The organism is Halorubrum sp. AS12 (genome assembly GCF_051122765.1).
GTDB classification, from domain to species: Archaea; Halobacteriota; Halobacteria; order Halobacteriales; family Haloferacaceae; genus Halorubrum; species Halorubrum trapanicum.
Genome location: NZ_CP185385.1, coordinates 2,658,187 through 2,680,999, shown reverse-complemented (window position 1 = coordinate 2,680,999; position 22,813 = coordinate 2,658,187). Strand labels below are relative to the sequence as shown.

Annotated in this window: 17 protein-coding genes, 2 tRNA genes and 1 pseudogene; 10 read left to right on the top strand and 10 right to left on the bottom strand. The window is 63.9% G+C overall.

Annotated features, from left to right (window positions below; all coding sequences use genetic code 11):
• The first annotated feature begins 52 nt into the window (after positions 1-52).
• The 3 genes from ACODNG_RS13685 to ACODNG_RS13675 all read left to right on the top strand — a co-directional run bounded on the left by ACODNG_RS13685 (position 53) and on the right by ACODNG_RS13675 (position 1,968).
• Entirely contained in the window at positions 53-1,033 is a 981-nt protein-coding gene (locus ACODNG_RS13685; RefSeq protein WP_434521748.1) for a calcium/sodium antiporter, read from the top strand.
• A gap of 70 nt (positions 1,034-1,103) precedes the next feature.
• On the top strand, positions 1,104-1,337 hold the full coding sequence (locus tag ACODNG_RS13680) for a hypothetical protein (RefSeq protein ID WP_209544566.1): 234 nt from the start codon (positions 1,104-1,106) through the stop codon (positions 1,335-1,337).
• A 70-nt stretch (positions 1,338-1,407) separates the two neighbouring features.
• Positions 1,408-1,968: a hypothetical protein gene (locus tag ACODNG_RS13675; RefSeq protein WP_434521747.1), complete on the top strand. Its 561-nt coding sequence runs from the start codon at positions 1,408-1,410 to the stop codon at positions 1,966-1,968.
• Between the two features lie 161 nt (positions 1,969-2,129).
• Here ACODNG_RS13675 and ACODNG_RS13670 read toward each other — a convergent pair.
• Positions 2,130-2,202 (bottom strand) — tRNA-His (locus tag ACODNG_RS13670).
• 160 nt (positions 2,203-2,362) lie between these two features.
• Here ACODNG_RS13670 and ACODNG_RS13665 point away from each other — a divergent pair.
• Positions 2,363-2,818, top strand: a complete 456-nt coding sequence (locus ACODNG_RS13665) for a DUF5814 domain-containing protein (RefSeq protein WP_209544572.1) — start codon at positions 2,363-2,365, stop codon at positions 2,816-2,818.
• Between the two features lie 99 nt (positions 2,819-2,917).
• On the opposite strand, the gene ACODNG_RS13660 is transcribed toward ACODNG_RS13665, so the two are convergent.
• Positions 2,918-4,420 (bottom strand): MATE family efflux transporter, encoded by a 1,503-nt coding sequence (locus ACODNG_RS13660; protein WP_434521746.1) that lies wholly within the window; start codon positions 4,418-4,420, stop codon positions 2,918-2,920.
• Positions 4,421-4,666: 246 nt separating this feature from the next.
• On the opposite strand from ACODNG_RS13660, the gene ACODNG_RS13655 reads away from it, so the two are divergent.
• The 4 genes from ACODNG_RS13655 (at position 4,667) to ACODNG_RS13640 (ending at position 8,176) form a co-directional block, all read left to right on the top strand.
• Complete coding sequence (locus ACODNG_RS13655; protein ID WP_434521745.1) at positions 4,667-5,563, top strand: COX15/CtaA family protein; 897 nt, start codon at positions 4,667-4,669, stop codon at positions 5,561-5,563.
• A 145-nt stretch (positions 5,564-5,708) separates the two neighbouring features.
• On the top strand, positions 5,709-6,533 hold the full coding sequence (locus ACODNG_RS13650) for a basic amino acid ABC transporter substrate-binding protein (protein ID WP_434521744.1): 825 nt from the start codon (positions 5,709-5,711) through the stop codon (positions 6,531-6,533).
• A 78-nt stretch (positions 6,534-6,611) separates the two neighbouring features.
• Positions 6,612-7,451, top strand: a complete 840-nt coding sequence (locus tag ACODNG_RS13645; protein WP_434523106.1) for an amino acid ABC transporter permease — start codon at positions 6,612-6,614, stop codon at positions 7,449-7,451.
• Complete coding sequence (locus ACODNG_RS13640) at positions 7,448-8,176, top strand: amino acid ABC transporter ATP-binding protein (protein ID WP_434521743.1); 729 nt, start codon at positions 7,448-7,450, stop codon at positions 8,174-8,176. Before ACODNG_RS13645 ends, ACODNG_RS13640 begins: the two co-directional genes overlap by 4 nt.
• An 18-nt stretch (positions 8,177-8,194) precedes the next feature.
• Here ACODNG_RS13640 and ACODNG_RS13635 read toward each other — a convergent pair whose 3' ends face one another.
• A complete protein-coding gene (locus ACODNG_RS13635; RefSeq protein ID WP_434521742.1) occupies positions 8,195-9,265 on the bottom strand; it encodes a zinc-binding dehydrogenase in 1,071 nt (356 codons plus the stop codon).
• Positions 9,266-9,424: 159 nt separating this feature from the next.
• Between ACODNG_RS13635 and ACODNG_RS13630 the strand changes: the two genes are divergently transcribed.
• The gene (locus tag ACODNG_RS13630; RefSeq protein WP_434523105.1) at positions 9,425-10,555 is read left to right on the top strand and encodes a sensor histidine kinase; all 1,131 of its coding nucleotides are present in this window, start codon (positions 9,425-9,427) and stop codon (positions 10,553-10,555) included.
• Between the two features lie 33 nt (positions 10,556-10,588).
• On the opposite strand, the gene ACODNG_RS13625 is transcribed toward ACODNG_RS13630, so the two are convergent.
• Positions 10,589-12,103: a replication factor C large subunit gene (locus tag ACODNG_RS13625; RefSeq protein ID WP_434521741.1), complete on the bottom strand. Its 1,515-nt coding sequence runs from the start codon at positions 12,101-12,103 to the stop codon at positions 10,589-10,591.
• A 306-nt stretch (positions 12,104-12,409) separates the two neighbouring features.
• Here ACODNG_RS13625 and ACODNG_RS13620 point away from each other — a divergent pair, with 306 nt between their 5' ends.
• A complete protein-coding gene (locus ACODNG_RS13620) occupies positions 12,410-12,823 on the top strand; it encodes a type IV pilin (RefSeq protein WP_434521740.1) in 414 nt (137 codons plus the stop codon).
• 515 nt (positions 12,824-13,338) lie between these two features.
• Here the strand turns inward: ACODNG_RS13620 and ACODNG_RS13615 are convergent.
• The 6 genes and pseudogenes from ACODNG_RS13615 to cmk form a co-directional block, all read right to left on the bottom strand.
• Positions 13,339-15,564 carry a tetratricopeptide repeat protein gene (locus ACODNG_RS13615; protein ID WP_434521739.1) on the bottom strand — a complete coding sequence of 742 codons (2,226 nt, stop codon included), beginning with the start codon at positions 15,562-15,564 and terminating at the stop codon, positions 13,339-13,341.
• Between the two features lie 130 nt (positions 15,565-15,694).
• Positions 15,695-19,719 (bottom strand): annotated as a pseudogene (locus ACODNG_RS13610) (Eco57I restriction-modification methylase domain-containing protein).
• Positions 19,720-19,809: 90 nt separating this feature from the next.
• A tRNA-Pro gene (locus tag ACODNG_RS13605) sits at positions 19,810-19,880 on the bottom strand.
• 46 nt (positions 19,881-19,926) lie between these two features.
• On the bottom strand, positions 19,927-21,135 hold the full coding sequence (locus tag ACODNG_RS13600) for a succinylglutamate desuccinylase/aspartoacylase family protein (RefSeq protein WP_434521738.1): 1,209 nt from the start codon (positions 21,133-21,135) through the stop codon (positions 19,927-19,929).
• A 23-nt stretch (positions 21,136-21,158) separates the two neighbouring features.
• Positions 21,159-22,166 (bottom strand): RNA-guided pseudouridylation complex pseudouridine synthase subunit Cbf5, encoded by a 1,008-nt coding sequence (locus tag ACODNG_RS13595; RefSeq protein WP_434521737.1) that lies wholly within the window; start codon positions 22,164-22,166, stop codon positions 21,159-21,161.
• Between the two features lie 21 nt (positions 22,167-22,187).
• Positions 22,188-22,766 carry a (d)CMP kinase gene (gene cmk / locus ACODNG_RS13590; RefSeq protein ID WP_434521736.1) on the bottom strand — a complete coding sequence of 193 codons (579 nt, stop codon included), beginning with the start codon at positions 22,764-22,766 and terminating at the stop codon, positions 22,188-22,190.
• Positions 22,767-22,813: the final 47 nt, after the last annotated feature.

Below are 22,813 nucleotides of genomic sequence, written 5' to 3'. Positions count from 1 at the left end.
GACCGGTCCGGCGGATCAATTTTAATACCGCCGTTCGAGTCCGGACGCGTACATGCTTTCCGGAGCGCCGATCGCCCAGTTCGCGATCATCGTGGCGACCGTTCTTGGCCTGTGGATCGGAGCCAGGGCGCTCGTCGACTCGACGGTCCGGATCGCCCGACGGTTCGGGATCAGCGAGCTTACGATCGGCCTGACGATCGTCGCGATCGGGACCTCGACCCCGGAACTCGTCGTGTCCGTCGACGCCGCGCTCGCGGGGCTCGGCGAGATCGGCGTCGGCAACGTCGTCGGGTCGAACGCCTACAACCTCGCGTTCATCCTCGGCGCGGTGTCGCTGCTGCGGGTGATCCCGGTCGAGCGCTCGCTGGTCCACCGAGACGGGGGCGCGCTCGTGCTGTCGACGCTGGTCGGGTTCTGGGTCCTGTTCGACCGGACGGTGACCCGGGTCGAGGGCGCCCTCCTCGTCGCCGCGTTCGTCGCCTACACGGCCTACGTCGTCCGCGACGAACGCACCGCGCACTCGATCGAGACCGAGTACGCCGACTCCCGGGTCACGGGCGCGATCCCGGCGCGGTTCTCGCACCGCGCTCGCGACGCGCTGCTGCTCGCCGGCGGACTGGCGCTCGTCTTGGTCAGCGGGCACTACATGGTCGAGGCCGCGTCGACGCTCGCCCGGGGGGCCGGCGTCTCGGACTGGGCGATCGGCGGAACGATCGTCGCGGCGGGGACGTCGACGCCGGAGCTCGCCGTCTCGCTCGTCGCGATGCGGCAGGGCCACGTCGGGATGTCCGTGGGCAACGTCGTCGGCAGCAACGTGTTCAACATGCTCGGAATCCTCGGGATCGCGTCGCTCCTCCGGCCGCTCGCGGTCGGCGGCGCGGCGCTCGAGACGCTCGCCTGGCTGACGGTGCTCACGGTCGTGATGGTCGCGGCGCTGTGGTCCGGACGGCGGCTCTCGCGCTCGGAGGGCGTCCTCTTCGTCTGCTCCGAACTGGCGCGGTGGACGCTCGGACTGCTGCGTATCTTCGGGTGAACCCGCTGACGTCGACCGACCCCGCTCGCACACCCACCTATTTACGGCCAGCCGGCGACGGACGAAAGGCATGGGAATTCTCGACGCGTTCGGTTCGGTAGCCAGCGCATTGGTCGGCGGGTTCGTGATGCTCGCGTTCGCCGTGTTGAGCCTCTTCGTCACGGTGTTCGTCGTCGACGTGGCGGCGGGGATCGCCGGACTGAGCCCGGACCCCGGGTTCGTCGTCCTCGGCGCGACGGTCCTCGCCGGCAGCGCGATCCTCGCCGGCGGCGTCGGCTTCGCGACGCCGGAAGAAAGCGCGTAACGGAGGTCCGATCACGTGTGCTATTGAGACTCAGGCGGCTTCGATACGGGGACTACTCAGGTGGCGAGCGATGACGCAGCCGCAGCCGGGAGAGCAGCTAGTCGGGGCGTACCTCCGCGTCATCGAGGGGTGTGACCTCGTGACGTACAACCAGCGCTCCATGGAGCGGGGCGACCAGACGGAGCTCGACGTGCTGGGCATCAAATCGACCCCCGAGGGACAGGGTATCCTCGCCTGCGAGGTCGTCACGCATCTCGACGGCCAGCTGTACTCCGGAACGCCGTCGACGGACGAGTGGGCCGAGTACGGGAACGCCAGCTACCAGTACAGTCTCGAACGAATCTCCGAGAAGTTCGAGCGCGTCGTCGGCTACCTCGACGTCGTGTTCGACGACCTCTCGCTCGCCGAGATACAGCTGTGGGCGCCGTACGTCAGCGAGGGGCACCAGACCGACGGACTCGCCGAGGTCGTCGAACGCACCGAGACGGAACACGAGCCCTCGGTTCGACTCGTGATCAACGACGACTACACGAAGCGGATCGAGGAGCTTCGTGACGCTGCGGGCGCTTCGTCGAAGGACTACAGCGAGACGGGGTTCCGGTACCTACAGATCCTCGAAGGGATGCGGTAGCGCGTTCCGCGAACGTCGCGGCCTCGCGGCTCACAACGTTGCTCGCGGCGAGAAGGTCCGGGTGCGAGAATCGAACCCGAGGCGAGACTCGCTCCGCTCGTCTCGCGTGATTCAATTTCGCCTTCCGGACTTTTCGCTCCTCACTCCGTTCGTCGGAAAAGGTCCGGGTGCGAGAATCGAACCCGCGTCTCAGCCTCCACAAGGCTGAAGGATAGTCCACTACCCTAACCCGGACACGCGTCGTCAAGTACCCCGCTTCGATAAATAACGGTTACGACTCCCGGACGGGCGTGGCATCGAGTGGCGTCCGAGGCGGGGCAGCCGGGCGAGACGCCGCTTGCTTCTCCGATCACCGCGTCGCTTTTGAGGGGCGCCCGCCTATCAGGGCGTAACTGTGGCCTTTACCGACAAGATCTACGTGAAGAACCACCGGCAGCTCGCCTCCCAGCTGGAGACGAACATCCCGAAGGGTGCGTTCGCCGGCGCCACCCTCGACCTGCTTTTCACCGGCGACGGCCTCTCGAAGCTCGACGAGACGACTCGCGATCGGGTCCTCGACTTCGCCGAGGACTTCCTCGACTGCGACTGCGACGCAAACCCCTACTGCGGCTGTCCCGAGGAGAAGTTCATGCGCTACGTCCTCGAGCTGCGCGCCGAGGGGTTGGGTCCGCAGGCCATCGTCGACGTGATGACCGACGACTACATGGTGTACGCGTACACCGGCGACGTGCTCTCCTTCCTCGACGACTCCGTTCGGAAATTGGAGGCGATCGAGACGCTCGCCGACGTCGACGGCAACGGAGAGATGTCCGAGCGGGCGCGAAAGGCGAAGCGGGAGCTGTCGGGATAGCGGTCCGGAGCGGTTCCAGAGCGAACGGGTCTCTTTTGAACGCCGTCAGCCGGTGAAAGCGGGATATCGTCTCGGAGGTGTCGCCCGCGACGCCCGCGCTCAGTCGTTGTCGGGCGACGGGACGTTCGATCCGATCTCCTCGACCGACGGTCCCTCCTCGGTCAGGTTCCCCTCGCGCCAGGTGTCGCGGTTGAACCAGAGGTACGCGACGATCCCGCCGACGACGTTCGAGATCGGGAACGAGATCCACAGCCCCATCGCGCCGAGCGAACCGGCGGCGACCCACGCGACCGGCAGGCGGACGAAGCCGAGCGTGACGAGAGAGATGACGGCCGCGATCATGGTGTGGCCGGCGCCGCGGAAGCCGCCGGTGTACGCGCGCATGACGCCGATGAACCCGAAGGAGAGACCGCTCACGCGGAGGAACGTCGTCGCGTGGTCGATCACCGCCGGGTCCGGGGAGAAGACGCCGGCGATCGGCCGCGCGGCGAGGACGATGATCCCGCCGCCGACCGTGAGCAGGACGAGCATGGCGCGCGCGCCGAAGTGGTTCGTCTCGGCGGCGCGGTCCAGTTCCCCGGCGCCGATGTTCTGCCCGGTCATCGTCTCGATCCCCTGCGAGACGGCGAGCGCCGGCAGGAAGATAACCGAGAAGATCCGCGTCCCGATGCCGTACGCCCCGCTGACGGCGTTCGGGAAGTTCGCGACCACGACGAGGAGCGCGGTGATCGACACCGACCGGGCCGCGCCCTCCGCGGAGGCCGGCAGGCCGATGCCGAGGACGGTCTTCCCGAACTCGGGGTCGGGGACCATCTCCGAGAGCCGGATCTGGACCCCCCGGTCTCCGCGGAACATGATCTGAAGCCCGACGAGGAGCGCGAGCGCCCGAGAGCCGACGGTCGCGATCGCCGCACCGGCGATCCCCCAGCCGGTGAAGCCCGTCGCGTCGAGGGCCGCAGCCTCCAGTCCGCCGAGTCCGAGGAACCCGAAGAGAGGGTTCGCGTCGAACCCGAAGATGAAGATCGGGTCGAGGAGGATGTTGAGGACCACGGAGCCGGCCATGACGTACATCGGGGTCACCGTGTCGCCGTAGCCGCGCATCAGCGCCATGAACACCGCGAAGCCGAAGACGGCGAACAGGCCGACCGCGTAGACGCGCATGTACTCGACGACGAGGGGCGCGACGGTCGCGTTCACCCCGAGAAGCGCGGTGACCTCGTCGACGAAGACGTATCCCACCACCCCGAGGACGACGGAGATGACGGCGGCGTACGCCATCGTCTGCGAGGCGGCGTAGGCGGCGCGGTCCGGGTTACCGGCCCCGGTGTGTTGCGCGACGAGGACGCTCCCCGCGACGGAGACGCCCAGCGCCAGCGAGATCATCAGGAAGACGATCGGGAACGCGAACGTGATCGCGGACAGCGCCTCGGTGCTGTAGCGGCCGAGCCAGAAGGTGTCGGCCAAGTTGTACAGCACCTGGAAGAGGTTCTGGACGACGATCGGTAAAGAGAGGAAGAACAGCGGCCACCCGATGTCGCCCGAGGTGAGGTCCAGCTCGTCGGCGCCCTTGAACAGGGAATCTATCGAGTCGCGAAGCCCCATCAGTGGCTCACCCCCGAAGGGGTCGCGTCGTCGCGGTCGCGGAGGGGGCTGTGCGCGGAGTCGGGGATCGGTCGTTCCGTGTCGTCCATTCGGTACCTACTGATACTGACTGACTGGTCAGTCAAAAACGTTCGGAAGCCGGCGGACCGCGACGCCGGGCTGCCCGGTCGCGGGGAGCGGCCGCGCGCTTCCCGGGCGTAGAAAGCGGCCGAACGGTCTAAGTGCGCGCGCGTCCGAAATCGGCCAATGAGTCTTCGGCCCGCGTGGCTAACGTTCAGGCGATACGCGGCGGCGACGACGGGGATGACGCTCGTCCTCTTCTCGCTCGGCGTCTACACCGCGGCGACCGGCTCCGGGCTGGCGTGTCAGGCCCAGTGGCCGCTGTGCTCCGACCAGCTCATCCCGGCACTGACGATCAATCCCGACTTCATCGAGTGGTTCCACCGGGCGTGGGCGATGGTCACCGGCTTCCTCATCGTCGGGGTCGCCGGGTGGACCTGGCTCGGTACCGGGTTTGAGCGCCGGACCCGGCTGGCCGCGACGCTGGCGGTTGCGATCCTTCCGCTTCAGATCACCGTCGGCGCGATCACCGTCACCCTCGGCGGACTCGTCCCCGGCGGGTACACGGTATCGACCCACGCTGCGCACCTGATCGTGGCGCTGATCATCTTCACGCTGCTCGGACTGGCGACCATCTGGGGCGGCGGTCGCGGGAGCGCTCGGCTGCTCCGCGCGGCGGCGGGCATCGCCGTCGCCGGCATCGTCGCCAGCGCGGTCTTCTCGCGGGCGGTGCCGTTACTCACCTACGCGCCGCCTGCGCAGGCCGCCTTCTACGTGACCGGGCTCGCCGGTCACCTCGGTCTCGTCGCGACGGTCGCGTACGCGACGGAGGCGGTTCGAGGGGAGTACGACGGTCTCGACGGCGGCACCGCGGGTACGGCCCGGGCGCTCGCGGCCGGATCGATGGTCGCGCTCGTCGGGACGCTGCTGCTCGGTCGGGATCTGGTCCTCTACACCGCGACGTGGCAGCGGATCCACCTCGTCGCGCTGGGCGTCGCGCTCGCGCTCGCCGCGGGCGCGGCGTGGACGCTCCGCGGGACCGACGAGATGCGCGACGGGAGCGTGCCGATCGGCGGCGACTGATCACTCCATCGAGGGTACTTTTCACGTTCGCCGGACGCTTCACCGGGGATTTCACCGGAACGACCCTGTTAGATCCCCGTTGGGTGGCAAATATTGCTCCCCTGCGGTCGAAACGTTGAAACCGTGATCAACCGAGCAACGGTGTATGGACGAACGCAGTTCAGTGAACCGGCGACAGTACCTGACCGCGGTCGGCGCTGGCGGCCTGACCGCAGCGGCCGGCTGTATCGGCGGCGGCGGCGACGACGACGGTGAGACGATCACCATCGGCTCTGACATCCCGTACGCTCCCTTCGAGTACCGGAACGAGGCCGGCGACCTCATCGGGTTCGACGTCGAGATCGCCGAGGCCGTGTTCGGCGAGCAGCTCGACCTGAACTACGAGTTCCAGGAGACCTCCTTCGACGGGATCATCGCGTCACTGAACAACGCGAACTTCCGCGTCATCATGAGCGCGATGACGATAAACGAGTCGCGGGCCGAGCGCGTCGACTTCTCCGACCCGTACTTCACCGCGTACCAGACCGTCCTCGTGCTGGAGGACGGCGACATCACCTCCCGCGAGGACCTCCGGGGCGAGGCCGTCGGCGTCCAGCGTGGAACGACCGGCGAGGCGGCCGCCGAGGACCTCCAAGAGGAGTTCGACGGCGAACTCCAGATCGAAAGCTACGACCAGATCAACGGCGCGTTCGACGCGCTGCTCAACAACCAGGTGTCGGCGGTCATCAACGACAACACCGTGAGCGCCTCGTTCGCCGCGGAGAACGACGGCGTCGTGTTCCTCGAGGGCGACGGGGTCGCGGCAGACCGCGACGACGCGCCGTCGTACCTCACCCTGACCATCGAGGAGTACGGGATCGCGTTCCGGCAGGACGACGACGACTTCAGAGGGGAAGTCAACGACGCACTTCAGGCGATCCGCGACGACGGAACGTACGAGGAGATCTACAGCGAGTACTTCGACGGGTAGCTCTCTCGACCCCGCCGTTTCACCTGATATTCAATGGCAACACAGACCGAATCGGAGTCGAGCGGCGGCGGCGTACTGATGCGCGACCGGCTGGTGAAGCGGGCCGGCGAAGTGGCCGCCGGCGGGTTCGTGCTGGCCATCGGCGGACTGCTCGTGTGGATCCTCTCGACGCAGGTCAACTACGAGCTGCTCGCTTCGCCGCTCATCGCCCGGCGGTTCGCGGAGGCGTTCTTCCTCGTCGTCCAGATCGTCGTGATATCGAGCCTCCTTTCGGTGTCGCTCGGCGTCCTCGTGGGGCTGGGGCGGATCTCGACGTCGAACGTCACCGGCCGGATCGCGAAGGGGTACGTCGAGTTCTTCCGCGGCACGCCGCTTCTGTTCCAGCTGTTCGTCATCTACTTCGGCGTGCCGCGGCTGTGGGCGACGGGGGAGTTCCCCTTCTCGGACTGGGCGATCCCGGCCGCGATCATCGGACTCACGCTGAACCACGGCGCGTACGTCGGGGAGGCGATCCGCGGCGGGATCGACGCCGTCCCGGACGGGCAGATGGAGGCGGCGCGGTCGCTCGGGATGTCCCGGGTGATGGCGCTGCGCGAGGTCGTCCTCCCGCAGGCGTGGCGGAACGCGCTCGCGGCCATCGGCAACGACCAGATCATCCTCGTGAAAGACACCTCGCTGCTGACAGTCATCGCCGTCCCGGAGATCATGAGCGTGTTCCGGAACATCAACAGCAACCAACTGGACCCGTGGACCCCGCTCGTGTGGGTGTGCGTGCTGTACCTCGCGATCACTATGTCGATGAGCCAGCTCGTCAACGGCTTGGAGCGCCGGTCGGACTGGGGGTCGGACAGCGGGATGTTCGGCCGGCTGTCGGGGCTCGGCTCCGGCGGCGACGCCGACGGAGGTGAGGAGGCGTGACCGGTCCGCTCGTCGAGTTCGACGGCGTCGACAAGTCGTTCGGCGAGACGCAGGTGCTGTACGACGTCGATCTCTCCGTCGACGAGGGGGAGGTCGTCGTCGTCATCGGGCCGTCCGGCTCCGGGAAGTCGACGCTGCTCCGGTGTGCGAACCGGCTGGAGGAGATACAGGGCGGCGACGTCCGCCTCGACGGTCGGTCCGTGATCGAGACGGACGTCAACGAGATCCGCCAGCAGATCGGCATGGTGTTCCAGTCGTTCAACCTCTTCCCGCACAAGACTGCGCTGGAGAACGTCGCGCTCGCCCCGGAGAAGGTCAAGGGCGTGCCGGAGGCCGAGGCGAAGGAAGCCGCGGCGGACCTGCTCGACCGGGTCGGACTCGCCGATCAGGCCGAGTCGTACCCCGGAGCGCTCTCGGGCGGCCAACAGCAGCGCGTCGCCATCGCCCGCGCGCTCGCCATGGAACCGAAGGTGATGCTGTTCGACGAGGTGACGAGCGCGCTCGATCCGGAGCTCGTCGGCGAGGTGCTCGACGTGATCGAGGGGCTGGCGGCCGACGGGATGACGATGGTCCTCGTCACCCACGAGATGGGGTTCGCCCGCGAGGTCGGCGACCGGATCGTCCTGATGGCCGACGGCCGGGTCGTCGAGCGGAGCGAGACGCAGTCGTTCTTCGAGGAGCCGTCGACCGAGCGCGGTCAACAGTTCCTCTCGCGGCTTCTGTAGGTCCCGTCTCGCCCGCTCTCAAATATCGGTGACGACCTCGACCCCCCGAACCGCGTACTCGTTCATGGCCGCGAGCCGGTCAGAGACCTCAGACAGCGCCAGCTCGCGGGCGACGAGCGCGCCGGGGTCGATCCCGGTCGACTCGATCATCGCGAACAGGTCCGGGTAGCTCGTCGGCGGCATCCCGCGCGAGCCGATAAAGGATATCTCCCACCGGGTCATCCAGTCCGTCGGCAGCGACACCTCCCCGCGCTCGGCGTCCGTCGTGAGTCCGACCTGAACGTGGGTGCCGCGCGGCCGCAGCGACCGGACCGAGTTGCGGCAGGTCTCCGCGATTCCCAGCGCGTCGAGCGACACGTCGGCGCCGTCGTCGGTGAGGTCGCGGACCTGCTCGGGGACGGAGCCGTCTCCCGACGGCGACTCCGGGTTCACAGTCTCGGCCGCGCCGAACTCGGTCGCGAGCGCGAGGGCGTCGTCGTCGACGTCGACCGCCACCACGCGCGCGCCGAGCGCCGCGGCGATCTGGACCGCGGAGAGACCGACGCCCCCGCAGCCGTGGACCGCGACGGCGTCGCCGCCGCCGACGGTCGTCCGCTCGGCGAGCGCGTGGTACGCCGTCATGTACCGGCAGCCGAGCGCCGCGGCGGCGGTCGCGCCGAGCCAGTCGGGGCGCTCGACGAGGTTGTAGTCGGCCGCCGGGACGGCCACTCGCTCCGCGAACGCGCCGGGGGCGGCGGACTCGAACCCCAGCGCCCGCCCGTCCTCGCAGACGTTGCCGGCCCCGCGGCGGCAGTGCGGACAGGTACCGTCACCGAGCGAGAAGGGGACGACTACGCGATCGCCCGGGCGGAACCGGTCGATCTCGTCGCCGACGGCGACGACCTCGCCGGCCGGCTCGTGGCCCAACACCTGACCGCGCGGGACGCGGTCGTCGGCCCACTCGCCGTGACCGGCCCAGGCGTGCCAGTCGCTCCGGCAGACGCCGCAGGCGTCCACGCGGACGACGGCGCCGTCGGGGGCCGGTTCGGGGTCGGGAATCTCACGGACCGCGAGCGGCTCGCCGTACTCCCGCAGGATCGCTGCGCGCATACGACGATCCACCGGGGGACGCGACAAAGGTCTCTCGGCGATCCGGTCCGCCGATCTGAATTATTTCGTACGTTTTTGACTTGATCTCATCGCATGACAAGTGATAGCCGAGTAAGGTTTATGCTGTCGCGGTAGACTCGTTGACACGTGGTACGACGGATGGAACAGCGCCCGGGAATCGCGTACCGTCGTCCAGACGGCGATCCCTCTCGACTCGTGATCGAGACCGACGGGGAGCCGCGGCTCGACGTCACGGAACGACCGGAAGGGGGGTGGCTCGAGCGCGTGGTCGGCGACGACCGCGATCGACTCCGCGAGGCGCTTGGATCGGACCCCGTCGACGTCGTGTATCGGGTCGCGGCCGACGGGGACTCACGGTGGATCCACGAGCGGGGCCGAGCGACGGACGACGGCGATGTGGTCGGGTACCTCTTTCCGGCGGACGAACGCGTCCGGCGGCGACGGCGGCTGGAGCGACAGCGGGAGCGACTCGAGGAGTTCGCGAGCGTCGTTTCACACGACCTCCGGAACCCCCTCTCCGTCGCGGTCGGGAACATCGAACTGGCCGACGACCTCGACGGCGAGGCGGCGGCCGACCGGCTGGATCGCGCCCTCGACGCGCTCGACCGGATGGACGACCTCATCGGCGACCTCCTGACGCTGGCGCGAGAGGGGGAGACGGTTCAGTCCGCCGAGCCGACGGACCTTCGGTTGGTCGTCGACAGCGCGTGGGGGACCGTCGGCGAATCCGCCGACGCCGTCCTCGTCGTCGACGGACCGCTCGGGACGGTGCCGTGCGATTCCGACAGGCTTCGGCAGGCCCTGGAGAACCTCTTCCGGAACGCCCTCGAACACGGGACACCCGAGGGCGTCGACGCCCTCCCCGGATCCGATTCGGCCGAGGGCGACGCCGGGTTCGGAGACCGGGTCGCGTCAGGGACGTTCTCGGCCCGAGGGGAGCCGCCGTCGGACAGCGCCGAGACCGACGCGGAGAGCGCCGCGATCCGTATCCGCGTCGGACGGACGGACGAGGGGTTCTACGTCGCTGACGACGGCCCGGGGATCGAACCCGACCAGCGGGACGCCGTCTTCGAGCCGGGACACACGACCGCCCCGGGCGGCACCGGATTCGGGCTGGCGATCGTCGAGCGGATCGCGGAGGCGCACGGGTGGACGGTCTCGGTGACGGAGAGCCGAGAGGGCGGCGCCCGGTTCGAGTTCGTCTGCGACGGTCCGATCGAAACCGCAGAGTCGTCCGAAAGCGAGGCGAGTCCGACTCGCAGTGCTTGAGCGTCCGCGTTCGCGATCAGAACCGGTAGCGAGTCACATGAAGTCGTTCAGTCCGGCCTGATCGTCGCCCGCGTCGTCGGCGTCTCCGTCGCCCGCGTCGTCGGAGGACCCCTCGTCTGCCGAGTCGTCGCGATCGGTTCCCGCGGCGTTCGGTTCGGCCCCGTCGAGGGGCGAATCGTCGCCGTCGGAAGCCGCGTCCTCCCCGTCGTCCGCGCGCCCCGCCGCGTCGAGCGCGAAGGCGCCGTCGGCGTGTTCCTCGATCAGTTCCTCGCGGCGGGCCTGCGCGTCCTCGACTATCGACGCGACCTTGTTCGTCGACTCGCCCGAGCCGGTGACGAAGGCGACCCCTTCCTCGTCGAGGTCGTAGGCCGCCGCCATCGCGACGGTCAGCTCGCGGGGCTTACAGTGGTGGGTGACGGACTCGAGGAACGGCAACACCTCGCGTCTGGCGGTCGCGACGCTACAGCCGCTCGCGGCCGCGATCTTGCCGACGACCTCGTCCGCGGTCGCGTCCGACGACGACCAGAACTGCGGGCGACCGTACCGCGTCCACCCGCCCTTCTCGCCGTCGCGGGCGGCTGCGACGCCAGCGGCCGCGTTGTCGGTCGCGTACCGCCAGTAGGAGTAGTTCTGCGTGGCGCGCACGCGGCCGAGCCACACGTCCGCGTTGGCGAGGAAGTCGTACGCGCGGACCGCCTCCGCCGGCTCGTACACGTCCAAGAGGTTGTTCTCGATCCACCGCATCAGGTCGTCGGGCGTCTCGTCGACGGCGTACGCCGACTGGAGCGCCTCCTCGGCGGATTCTTCTTTCAACACGGCGTCGAGGAACGGGAACAGCCCCAACGCCTTGTCGCGGTCGCCGGTGACCACGTCTTCGACCGTGATCGAGTCGCGCCCCTGCGTGGCGGCCTGGAGGTCGTTGATCGCGCCCCGCAGGTCGCCGCGGTTCCCCTCCGCGATCTGCTGGAGGGCGTCGGACTCGAACTCGATCCCCTCCTTGCGACAGACGTCCCGGAGGACGGGGACGATGGAGCGCGCGGAGACGTCGCGGAACTCGATCTCCTGGGTGGCGTTCCGGAGTCCGCGCGACATGTCGTAGTAGTCGTTGGCGATGAGCACGATGGGCTGGCCCGACTCCTTCACCAGCTTCGTGATCGCCGAGGCGCCGCCGCGGTCGTAGTTACCGTGGATGTTGTCGGCCTCGTCGACGATGACGAGCTGGCGCGAGGCGGTGTCGCCGCCGCTCGCGCCGCCGCCCGCGGCGCTCCCGCCGAGGGTGGCGTTGCGAGCGGCCCGCCCCGCGAACCGCTCGATGACGTCGGCGGTGCGCTGGTCGGAGGCGTTGAGTTCGACGGTCTCCCAGTCCATGTCGTTCGCGAGCGCGTGCGCCGCGCTCGTCTTCCCGACGCCCGGGCTGCCGTGGAGGACGACCGCCTCGCGGTGGTCGTCCCACGAGCGGGCCCACTCCGCGAACGCGTCGCGGGCCTTGTCGTTGCCGCGCACCTCCGAGAGCGTGCTCGGGCGGTATTTTTCCGTCCAGTCGGCCATTACCGGAGCAAGGAGCGAGCCGCGTTTATTGGTTGCGGAGCGACCGGCCGGGGCGGTCGCGAACGATCGCGACCCGCCGCGGTATCGCCCTTTCCGGGTACGCTTCAAAATCCAGAGCGTTGGGTGTGAACAAGCCGGATAGCTCCGTTCGATTTTCGGCGTTGATATTCGTGCCAGCAAGTACATAAGCATCGTTCGCGTTTTTACGAGTAGCCAGCAGCCGACCGGAACGGAACTGAGAGCTCCACAATCACGGCACACGAGGCTCTCGGCGTCCGTTCTTCGGTGAACCGCTGGGTTCAAACTATGAAACCAACCAACCAATCCAATTCGGACGACCGTGCGGTGAGCCCCGTTATCGGGGTCATCCTGATGGTCGCGATTACAGTCATCCTGGCGGCCGTCATCGGGACGTTCGTGCTCGGACTGGGCGATCAGTTAGGCGACACCGCGCCGCAGGCGAGTTTCTCAGTTGAAGACGTCGGCGCTGATAATGTTTCCATCGCGAAGACCGGTGGACAGGACTTAGAATCGTCCGACCTCGTGTTAGCTGTCAATGGTAGTCGTGTTACCGATTCTTCATTCGGTAGCGATCTCTGGCAAACAGGTACTACAAAATCGATAGAGCACGGTGTAAATGGAACAGCAACAGTTCCCCTTCGGATTATCCATGATCCCAGTGGGAGTGCGATCTACGAGACGACTATCGACGTCCCGTAGCTAACTACTGTTAGCGGAACACCTCGGCTTTCAGAACAAATCTCGTTTCTACTGACGTCGATTCGTTTGTAGCGATATTTCGCGATGAAGAGATCTGAGTCAACGAAGAGTTTCAGACATCTTCGCGTGACTCATGAACGGCGTCGACGGGATCGATCTCCGAGTATCTTCTACGGCGAGTTCTGCGAGCGCGTCGCCGAAGTCAAGAGATTTGAACTCACCGGAACCGAGAAGTTCTGGGCAGGCGACGGACCGCTGTACCGTGTTGATTGACGCCGAACTCGTTAAGCGCGAAGACCGCGATATCGGGTTCGGTCGCGTGGAGACTTACTGGTCGATCACGACATGGGGGCGGCTATACCTGAGTGAGGAAGTCGATCCCGGACTCGATGTTCCTGAACCGGGTCCGCGGCCGCCTTCATGCTACGCGGCCGGGTGAGTGGGAGGGGTTCTAAATATATTCATAAACATTATATAACAATGACATCCCCCCTCCCCCATGGAGATTTGAAATATTAAATTTCTGTTGCGGAATGGTCGTTGTCTTTTCTATGCTTTCGAAGCATATCAATCAATTCCTCAATTTTCTCATAATCGTCTATATGAGGCTCTTCTTCTAGCCAACCGTCGAGTTCTTTGAAATCCCAATCTACTGTGAACTCTTTTTCACATGTATTTCGGTATTCTTCCTCCTCAGCCTCAACCTCGTCCCCTTGTGTGATTTTCGCAATGAGCTCTAACAATCGGCTTACCGCTTCTTGACCCGTGGAGGTACTATGTGATCTCGCTTCTTTGGCATCTCTTTGAGCCTCTTCAAAGTCACCTCTCAGAAGATGAATTTCTGATCGATTCCGGAGGGCAAATTCGCTTTCTGGATCAAGTTCGATGGCTCGGTCGAGATCTTCCAGAGCCTCTTCATGCCGCTCTAGGTTGCTTTTTATAAGCCCTCGATTAGCGTATGCTCTGCTATCTTCGAGGTTAAGTTCGATGGCCCGGTCGAGATCTTCTAGAGCCTCTTCATACCGCTCTAGGCGGCTTTTTATAGCCCCTCGATCAGCGTATGCTCCACTATCTTCGGGATTAAGTTCGATGGCCCGGTCGAGATCTTCTAGAGCCTCTTTATGCCGCTCTAGGTTACTTTTTATAGTCCCTCGATCAGCGTATGCTCCGCTATCTTCGGGATTAAGTTCGATTGCTCGGCTAAGATCTTCTAGAGCCTCTTCATATCGCTCTAGGTTGGCGAGAACATTCGCACGGTTGTAATATGAATCAATGTATTCAGGATCGAGTTCGATTGCTTGGGTGAAATCTTCAAGCGCATCCTCGTATTTTTCCAGATTAAACCTCGCATACCCACGGTTATAATATGCGTCACTATCTTCAGAATTCTGTTTGATAGCCTTGCTATAGTCCTCAATGGCCTCCTCATGACGTTCTAGATTAGATTTTGCATTTCCACGATTGACGAGTGCTTGGGTGGGTTCAGAATCAAGTTCAATCGCTTTGTCGTAATCCTCAATAGCTTCCTCATATTGTTCTAATTCGAGTTTTGTATTTCCACGATTGTAGTAGGACTTGCTGTCTTCAGAGTTGATTTCGATGGCTCTATTGTAATCCTTAATACTCTCCTCGTGTCGCCCTAGTTCGGATTTCGAGTTTCCACGGTTTACATATGCGGCTACATCGGGCTGATCGTCAATGACCTCGTCAAGGAGTTCAATCGCATGACGATGACGATTCTTTTCAACTGCTCGTTGTGCAGCCATTTTATCTAGTGCTCTTTCGAAGGCAGCATCTCCATCTTCTCTGGTGGATTCTGCACTCTCTTCTAGCGTTCCTTCTAATAAATCGGCTCGTGCCATTGCCCGGTCAACAAGTTCTGTACGTTCTGGCAATTCGACCTCATTGATCGAATCATAAAAGGCTTCCATCAGACTGACAAATCCGCCAATCTCGACTAAATGTGTATTTGGCTGCTCTAATAATTCTCCAACTTTTGCCGAGACATCGTCTGTGTCACGAACACACCAGTAGATGCCATATTCGGAGAGATCGGCATCCAATAATGGGTCCATGATTGAGTCATCGGTCCCACTATAGCCCACAACTATTAGTCCGTATTCAGTAGCCGTCTGCTGAAGAGCATCCTCCATTGCTGGTTCAAGTGCTTCGGTCTCTGTATCCGTATTCTGGAGATTATCGTACAGATAATCGCCGTGAACCTTCACAATTGTCGGATCATCACGAGTGAGTTTGAATTCTGGTGCGACTGCGCGGTGGTCGATAAGGTTTGGTTTGTCTTCCAAGAAGAGATAGAAGGCATCAAAAAGCAGATCGTCAAAATTTGGGGTGATTACATGTGGTACATATCCTTCACTCATTAGCGACGCCAAAGTGATATGGCCAGGTGTCGGGTCAGCTTCTCTGACGAGTTTATCGATACGATGCCGACGTTCGCCACGTGTTGGATGTCGCTTTTCAAACCAGAACCCATACTGGCTCTGATCATAGTCCATCTCTTGTTTTTCTCGCTCTGCTACCCATTTCTCAAGCTCCGTATCTGTGTTTGCTTTTTTATGGCACTCTTCTTGCCAGGTTTCGATAAGTCCTCCTCCAGTTGGAATTCCAGCCGGCTCTGGTTTGGATGTCCCAGCCCCAATGAGAAACGCGTACTTTTCAGATTCAGAGACCGCCTGAACAAGCTGCCAAACATTAGTCTCGGAAATATTGTCGGCTGTCATTACCTTTCATGACAACTACCAACCATCTAAAAGTTCGTATCGAATACCCTCGGGCAGGTTATTCGGAGCACTTGAGTCGGAGGGGTGGAATTTAAAAACCGCGATGAAAAGGCGACCGTCGTAGCTTACGTTACTCGCCAACCGCCTCTTCAACGATCTCGATCTCCTCGTCGGTCAGCCCGTACAACTCATACACGATTTCGTCGATAAGCTCGTCCGTCTGCTCGATCTTCGCGTCGAGCTCCTGGGCACGCTCTGTCGTCTCCAAGTAGTTCTCCAAGTCGTCGGCCACGTCGTCGATGTCAGGCAATTCGATCGCCTTCAGTCGGTCGATCAGCGAGTTCGTCTTCGTCGCCGTCTCGCGGAAGTTCGCGAAGCCGCCCGCCTCGTCGACGGCGACCGGCACGAAGTGCTCGATCAGGTCCGCCTCGCGCTCCGTGAGGTCCGTGATCCGGAACGCGGGCAAGAAGTCTGTTTCAGTATAAGCATCCTTGCCCTTCTTATCTGGGTCCGGTTTGAAACGGGCGGTAGCCTCTATTAACACAGTGTTCGATGATTCACGGACTATATTAACATCACCAATTCGAAGATTGTGGAAATCTGATTTTGTTCCACTAAGTTGCTCCACTTGTCCGCGTGGTGGTTGTATTAGTCCGGACTCAGTAATTGGGTTTCTAAATTCGTGTCCGGAAAAGTAGTCGTATGGTTCCGTATTCAACTGATGTCTTTGCTCGACCAACTTTTGAATATCTCCGACAGCCGTAACAAGCTGATCTGGTGAATAGGCCTTCGGAAGTGGGAATTCCACTACATCCTGAATCAGTATTTTCTGGAAAACCTCCTTATTTTCGTCTAGATACTTCTTCCGATGGTAGAACGCAATTGTCTTCGAGTTGAGTATTCCAACAATTGCCTTTGCGAATTTGCTATGGCCTTTCCTCGGAAGAAGGACAAATCCAACTTGTGTGTGAAACAGTTTCTCATCAGAATATGCAGCACAAATTCCGCGTCCATCAGTGGAAATTATTTGTCTAACAACACAGCGAGGCTCCGTGAAAAATCGCCGTTCACGGGACGAACCCAAGTGATCGCCATACTTGATCCATTCTCCCCCTCCCAGGAGACATTATATCGTCTGATTCCCTTCCCAGCAGTAATCCGGTGATATTCATCTGACTCTTTCTCGTCAGAGTGGAATACACGGTTATCGATTTGATCCTCTGTATGCCCCTGATGTTTGTCATAAGGGGTCAGTCCGAGACAGGACTCAAATTCATCGCCGATTACTGTACCAGTATTTTCGATCGTTTTGAGAAGGTCCCGTTCCTCTTTTGATGTGAATATGTCAAATATCTGGTCTTCTGAGTCCTCCCAGTCAGCGGTGTCAATTCTGTTTGTTTCCGGTGCGTTCTCGATGTTGTCCTCGATCTCTGAATTTGGTGGGTAAATCAGAGCTTCAAGTTTCCCCCTTGGAGATGCTTCGTCACGTTCGGAAACCAGTATTGTGGTCTCCATCTTCACACCATCAAAAACACCATCTGGTAACCGAACTATAGATTTTAGATTGTAATTTTGAAGGATGTGTGAGCGAAGCCGTTTATATGAACTCTGCGTCATATACGAATTGGGAGTTATAAAACCGAATTGACTATTTATGTGAAGGAGCGAGGTGGACTTCTCGATAAATGCGGAGTAGATATTAACGCGATTGAAACTTGTTTCATATAAATCGAATAGGTAATCTGGTTCTTCTAGTCCCTTAATATCGACCCAAGGAGGATTCCCGACGACCGCATCGAACCCCGCCTCACCCATTTTCTCTCCCTCTGCGTCGAAGAACACCTCGGGGAACTCCAGTTCCCAGTGGAAGAAGTCCTGCTCGTCGGCCGTCGCCTGTGCCGATTTAAACCACGGCTCCTCGCGAATTTTCGCCCAATCGGCTTCGTCCTCGATCGCTCCCGCCATCTGCTCGTAGGCGTCCTCCGGCACGTCACAGCCGAACTCCTCGGCGGTGTGGACGTTCGCCAACTCGAAGAGGCGCGTGTACAGGGGGTCGTCGCGGATCTCGTCGTACAGCTCCTCCATCGATTTCACGCTCTCCAGCGAGTCGTTGTCGTACGCCAGCAGGTCTGCCATCAGGTCCATCACGTGCCCGAGGGTGTCCTGCCGAACGCGTGCGAACGCCTGCGTGAGCGTTAGCTGGCCGCCGTTCTCCTCGGTGTCGTCAGAGAGGACCTCCGTGATGTCGCTGCCGACGAGCGAGTTCCCGTCTTTCAGGTGGTGGTCTAAGAAGGCGAGCGGCTGGTCCGCCGCGAGCGTCTCCAACCACATCGAGAGCTTCGCGAGTTCGACCGCCATCCCGTTCAGGTCGACGCCGTAGATGACCTCCTTCGAGATCGTCCGCCGAATGTCCTGCTCGTCGTACGACTGAATCTCCTGCTCGCGAACGACGCTCATGACGTGTTCGGTGAGGTAGCCCGTCGCCTTCGTCAGGAAGTGCCCGGACCCCATCGCGGGATCGAGAACCGTCAGGTCCGTCACGCGGTCGTAGAACCGCCGGAAGTACTCCCCGTCGCTCCGGGAGAGACCGTCCGCTTCGAGGTCCGCGTGGATCTCGTCGATCAGCGGGTCGATCGTCTCCTCGACGATGTAGGTGACCACGTAGTCTGGCGTGTAGTACGCCCCCGTGGCCTTGCGCTCGCCCTCGTCGTTCACGACGTACAGCCCGCCCTCGTCGACGACCTCGACCGCGTCCGCGACGGAGACCTCGTCGCCGGGCTTCCACACCTGTCCGCCGTCCTCCGCGACCGCGGCCATGCCCTCCTCGGGAGCGATCCGGAACTCGTGTTCGAGCAGGCCCTCGTAGATCGAGCCGAGGTGCCGCGTGTCGAGGTCGGCGTAGTCCGCCGGGACGTACTCGCCCTCGTCGTTCTGCGTGGTCGACAGGCGGAAGATGACCTCCGCGATCGCCGGGTCCGACGCGTCGTTTGCCGCGAGGAACTCGTGGTCGTCGTGGTCGAACAGCCCCCCGTTGTACGGCGGGATGTCGAGTTCCTCCTCCCCCTCGTCGATCAACTCGAACAGCCGCGAGAGCCGGTTCCAGATCGTCGTCGAGAAGTCGCTGTACTCCTCGTGGAAGACTGCCCCCGACTCGACGTCGCCCCCCTCGACTGTCTCGATGATCTCGCTGCGAACCTCTTCGAGGCTGAAGTTCTCGTGATACTCCGCGTTCGCGTCCGGGTCCTCCGGGTCAATCAGCCCGCGCGATTCGGCGTAGAGGACGAACATCAGCCGGTATAGCAGCACGAGCGACTGCTCTTTCAACTCGGCGCGAGCGGCTTCGTCCTCCGGGTCGATCGCGAGGTCGTTGTTCTCGACGAATCCTTTGCCGAGGATCCGCAGCGCCGTGAACACGTTGTCTTGGAGGTCCTCGCCGAGCTCCTGTGCGGCGGTCTCGGACTCCGACCAGACGGTTTCGAGGAACGAACTCCCGGCGACCTCGACGAACGCCTCGGGCCGGAAGAAACAGTAGAAGTACTTGAACTGCTGGAGGTCCCCGGATTCGAGCAGTTCCGGCAGGTCGACCTCGTAGTACGTCTGCGTCTCGTAGTCTTTGGTCCCGTAGAGTCGCCACTTCTTCCCGTCGGTGAGGATCCCCCACTTGAGGTCGGGCGGCGTCCGTTCGAGGTAGTACTTCACCTGGTGCGAGGCGTCGCGATACGGTCGCTCGTCGTTGAATCGCTGCTCGAAGCTGTGGCCCCACTGCTTGGCTTCGAGCAGCGCGGACGCTCGCGAGAACATCCCTTCCCGGTCGTCGTTCTGCTTCCGGTCAGCCGCCGCATATCGCTCTTCTTTGGACTCGTAGAGTAGTCGGTCAACGTACCCGCCACCGCCGGGAAGCGTCCCCTCGGAGATCGTGTCGAACCCGAGGATCTCAAGCACCTCACTGATCCACTGGTCGATCAGTTCGTCCTCGCCGTGCGAGGCGACGTACTCCCCCTCCAATTCCCAGAGTTCGCGGAGGGCGTCGAAGGCCGCTTCGGCCTCCTCATCGGATTCCCAGTCGTCGAGGTCAGCAACGCGCTCGTCGAGATAGTAGCCAGAGAAGAGACTAGAATTCCGGTAAGGACCACTTCCGAGCGTCGCTTGACTCATGTAATACCAAATCCACACGTCAGCGCGATTAAATAGATGGCGGAGACACTCACGGAGTCGAAGGTGGGATGACTCGAGTAAAAGTCGAAGTGGGACCGCTGAGAGTCGAACTCAGGTCATACGGACCCCATCCGCATAGGATACCACTACCCCACGGTCCCTGACTACACGCTGAGAAACGACGGTCCGGTAATTAAGGACTTCGTTTCACTCCTCGTCGGCGTCCCGCGGGACCACGAGGTCGCCGTCGTCCCGCACCGCGAGGCTCCCGATCGGGTCGCCCTCGTAGACGGCCAGCCCCTCGGACCGGCCGAGGACGTACCCGTCGCGCTCGGCGCGGACCGTTCCGCGCTCAGTTCCTGCAGCGTCGACCACGCGAGCGAGGATGTCGCCCGCCTCGAACGCGTCCCCGGCGGCGACGCGGTGCCGAGCGAGTCCGGGGGTGTCGGTCGTCGGCCCGCGGAAGCGCCGCACCGGGAACTCGACGGGCGCCGGATCGACACCGACGCCAGGCGCGCCGACCGACTCGGGGACGTCCTCGGCCGCCAGGAGTCCCAGTTCGACCGCGACGCCGAACGCGCCCGCGACGCCCGCGGCGAGCAGGTCGTCGTCGACGACGCTGTGCGCGCCCAGCTCCGCGGTGAACGCCGGGATCCCGGCCTCGTTGAGTACGGCGCCCGCGGTCGAGCGCTGGAGGTTCTCCTCGACGTACTCGGCGGCGGGGTACTCCCGGACCACCGGGAGTCCGAACGCGTCGACGAGGCGGCCGAGTTCCTCGGAGAGCGCGGCCGCGTCCGCCTCGCTCCGGCGGTCGCCGTACAGGACGCGGTCGCGGATGGCGAAGGGGACGCTGCCGACGCCCGCGGTGTGACAGTCGATCAGCGCGTCCGCGGTCGCGTTCGAACCGACCGTCTCGACGGGGAACTCGCTCGACTCGTCCGCGGATTCGCCCGTGTCGTCCGGTACCTCGCCCGTGATCGCGGCGTACAGCCGGGCGTCGATCCGCTCTTGAAGCTTCGGCGGGCGGGCCGACTCCGCGTCGGCGTCCGGGAAGTGGCGGTTCGGGTCCTCGTCGGCGTAGTACGTCTCCCTCGCGTTCCGACGCAGCCCCGCTGGGGAGACCACGGGCACCGCGACGACCGCACCGGCAAGGTCGGCGAGGCGGTCGCCGAAGGCCGCGACCGCGTCCTGGACGACCGCGACGCCGGTCGCCTCGTCGCCGTGGACGCCGCCCGTGAGCCACAGCGTGGGACCGTCTTCGGCGCCGTTCGCGACCGCGACCGGGAGCCGCTCCGAGCCGCCCGTCGGGAGGTCCGCGACCGCGAGTCGGCCGCGGGCGAGCGTTCCCGGCGCCGCGCTCGCGCTCCCGATCGCTATCCGTCTGCCCTCGTTCCCGTTCGCGTCCGACTCGTCCATGGTCGGATCCGGTCGCGGCGGAGCTATAAAAGAACGCGCTCCAAGGCGACGACCGTCCCGCCCTCGGCGTCCGGGTCACCGACGACCCGCCCGAGACAGACCGCCGTCCCGTCAGGAGTGAAGCATGCGACGAGCGGCGGAGCGGAGTCCGCGTCTGGGTCGTCGCCGGCCAGTTCGTCGTCTCCCGCCGCCGGGACGGCGTCGTCGTCGACGTCGATCACGCCGGGCGCGTAGACGGGGGCGCCGGTCGCGACGCTGCGCGCGGCCGACCGCGCGATCGTCACCGCGGGGAGGTGCGTCAGGGCGTCCTCGGCGGGGCGGACGACCTCGCGGAGGAACGCGTCGTCGCCGTCTTCGGCCCACGCGAGCGCGTCGACGAGGTCCTGAAGCGTGTGGAGGTCGCGGTCGTCGAACGGGTCGGTGGCGCTGCGCCGGAGGTGGCCCATGTGCGCGCCGACGCCGGTCGCCAGCCCGATGTCGTGACACAGCTTTCGGACGTACGTCCCCGACTCGCATCGGATCCGGAGGAGGGCCCGTCGGTCCTCGACCTCCAGCACGTCGAGGTCGTGGATCGTCCGGGTGCGGAGCCGGCGGCTCACGGCGCTCTTCCGGGGCGGCTTCTGGTAAATTTCGCTCTCGAACTCGGCGACCACCTCGCGGAAGTCGGCCGGGGGCGACCCGTGGAGCTCCAGCACCGCGACGTACTCCTTGGTGCCTTCAAGGAACACCTGCGCCATGCGCGTCGCGTCGCCGGTCAGGGTGGGGAGACAGCCGGTTACCTTCGGATCGAGCGTGCCGGAGTGGGCGACGCCGCCGGTGGGCGGTCCCTCCGGATCGAGCGCCGCGAGCGTCTCGTCGACGCCGTCGCGAATCCACGCCGACACCTGGTGTGAGGAGGGACCGGCGGGCTTGTCGAGGTTGACGACACCGAACCGGAGCAGCTCCGGCACCGAACGCTCTCCGGGCGGCGCTCTGAGGGGGTCCTCGCCGTCGGCGGGAGCGTCGGCGTCGATGTCGGAAGCGTCTGTCATGAGATGGGCGGCGGGTGCGGCTCAGAAGTCGTACACGACGTCTTCGACGGGCGCTTTCCCTTCGTCGTCCGCGGGGTCGTACGCCTCGACGGTCGCGACGAGGACGTCGAGGAAGCGTTCCGGACCCCAGCGGGCGGTGTTGTACGCGGCGTCGTAGATCGAGAGGTCTTCGATGTCGATGTTGTAGTACTCTCGGTACCGCTTGCGCTCGGAGGCCTCGCGGCGCTCCGTCTCGGTTCGGGCGCGGTCAACGGGCTTCGCCTCGCGCTCGGCGATCCGCTCGGCGCGGACCCCGAGCGGCGCGTCGAACCAGAACCGGAAGTCGGCGTGGTCGGCCGCGAGCCACCCGGCGAGGCGCGATTCGAGGACGACGTCGTCGCGCTCGACGGCGATCTCGCGGAGCCGGCGGTCGAGGTCGCGGTCGATCTGGGGGTCCTCCTCGGCGAACTCGTTGAACTCGACGGGCGTCATGTCGCGTTCGGCCGCCATCTCGCGGAAGATGTCGCCGCCGGAGACGTGCCCGAGGTCGAGCGCGTCAGCGAGCTGGACGGCGTTGGTGCTCTTCCCGCTCCCCGGCGGGCCGGAGACGGTGATCAACATAATACCACTCCGCGGGTGCCGTTCAAAACGGTTGTCGTTCGGCGCCG

What these genes read in the sequence shown, in the direction of transcription:
- ACODNG_RS13685 (WP_434521748.1), top strand. Translation starts at nt 53, where the DNA reads ATGCTTTCCGGAGCGCCGATCGCCCAGTTCGCGATCATCGTGGCGACC.
- ACODNG_RS13680 (WP_209544566.1), top strand. Translation starts at nt 1,104, where the DNA reads ATGGGAATTCTCGACGCGTTCGGTTCGGTAGCCAGCGCATTGGTCGGC.
- ACODNG_RS13675 (WP_434521747.1), top strand. Translation starts at nt 1,408, where the DNA reads ATGACGCAGCCGCAGCCGGGAGAGCAGCTAGTCGGGGCGTACCTCCGC.
- ACODNG_RS13660 (WP_434521746.1), bottom strand. Translation starts at nt 4,420, where the DNA reads ATGGGGCTTCGCGACTCGATAGATTCCCTGTTCAAGGGCGCCGACGAG.
- ACODNG_RS13655 (WP_434521745.1), top strand. Translation starts at nt 4,667, where the DNA reads ATGAGTCTTCGGCCCGCGTGGCTAACGTTCAGGCGATACGCGGCGGCG.
- ACODNG_RS13650 (WP_434521744.1), top strand. Translation starts at nt 5,709, where the DNA reads ATGGACGAACGCAGTTCAGTGAACCGGCGACAGTACCTGACCGCGGTC.
- ACODNG_RS13645 (WP_434523106.1), top strand. Translation starts at nt 6,612, where the DNA reads ATGCGCGACCGGCTGGTGAAGCGGGCCGGCGAAGTGGCCGCCGGCGGG.
- ACODNG_RS13635 (WP_434521742.1), bottom strand. Translation starts at nt 9,265, where the DNA reads ATGCGCGCAGCGATCCTGCGGGAGTACGGCGAGCCGCTCGCGGTCCGT.
- ACODNG_RS13630 (WP_434523105.1), top strand. Translation starts at nt 9,425, where the DNA reads ATGGAACAGCGCCCGGGAATCGCGTACCGTCGTCCAGACGGCGATCCC.
- ACODNG_RS13625 (WP_434521741.1), bottom strand. Translation starts at nt 12,103, where the DNA reads ATGGCCGACTGGACGGAAAAATACCGCCCGAGCACGCTCTCGGAGGTG.
- ACODNG_RS13620 (WP_434521740.1), top strand. Translation starts at nt 12,410, where the DNA reads ATGAAACCAACCAACCAATCCAATTCGGACGACCGTGCGGTGAGCCCC.
- ACODNG_RS13615 (WP_434521739.1), bottom strand. Translation starts at nt 15,564, where the DNA reads ATGACAGCCGACAATATTTCCGAGACTAATGTTTGGCAGCTTGTTCAG.
- ACODNG_RS13600 (WP_434521738.1), bottom strand. Translation starts at nt 21,135, where the DNA reads ATGGACGAGTCGGACGCGAACGGGAACGAGGGCAGACGGATAGCGATC.
- ACODNG_RS13595 (WP_434521737.1), bottom strand. Translation starts at nt 22,166, where the DNA reads ATGACAGACGCTTCCGACATCGACGCCGACGCTCCCGCCGACGGCGAG.
- cmk (WP_434521736.1), bottom strand. Translation starts at nt 22,766, where the DNA reads ATGTTGATCACCGTCTCCGGCCCGCCGGGGAGCGGGAAGAGCACCAAC.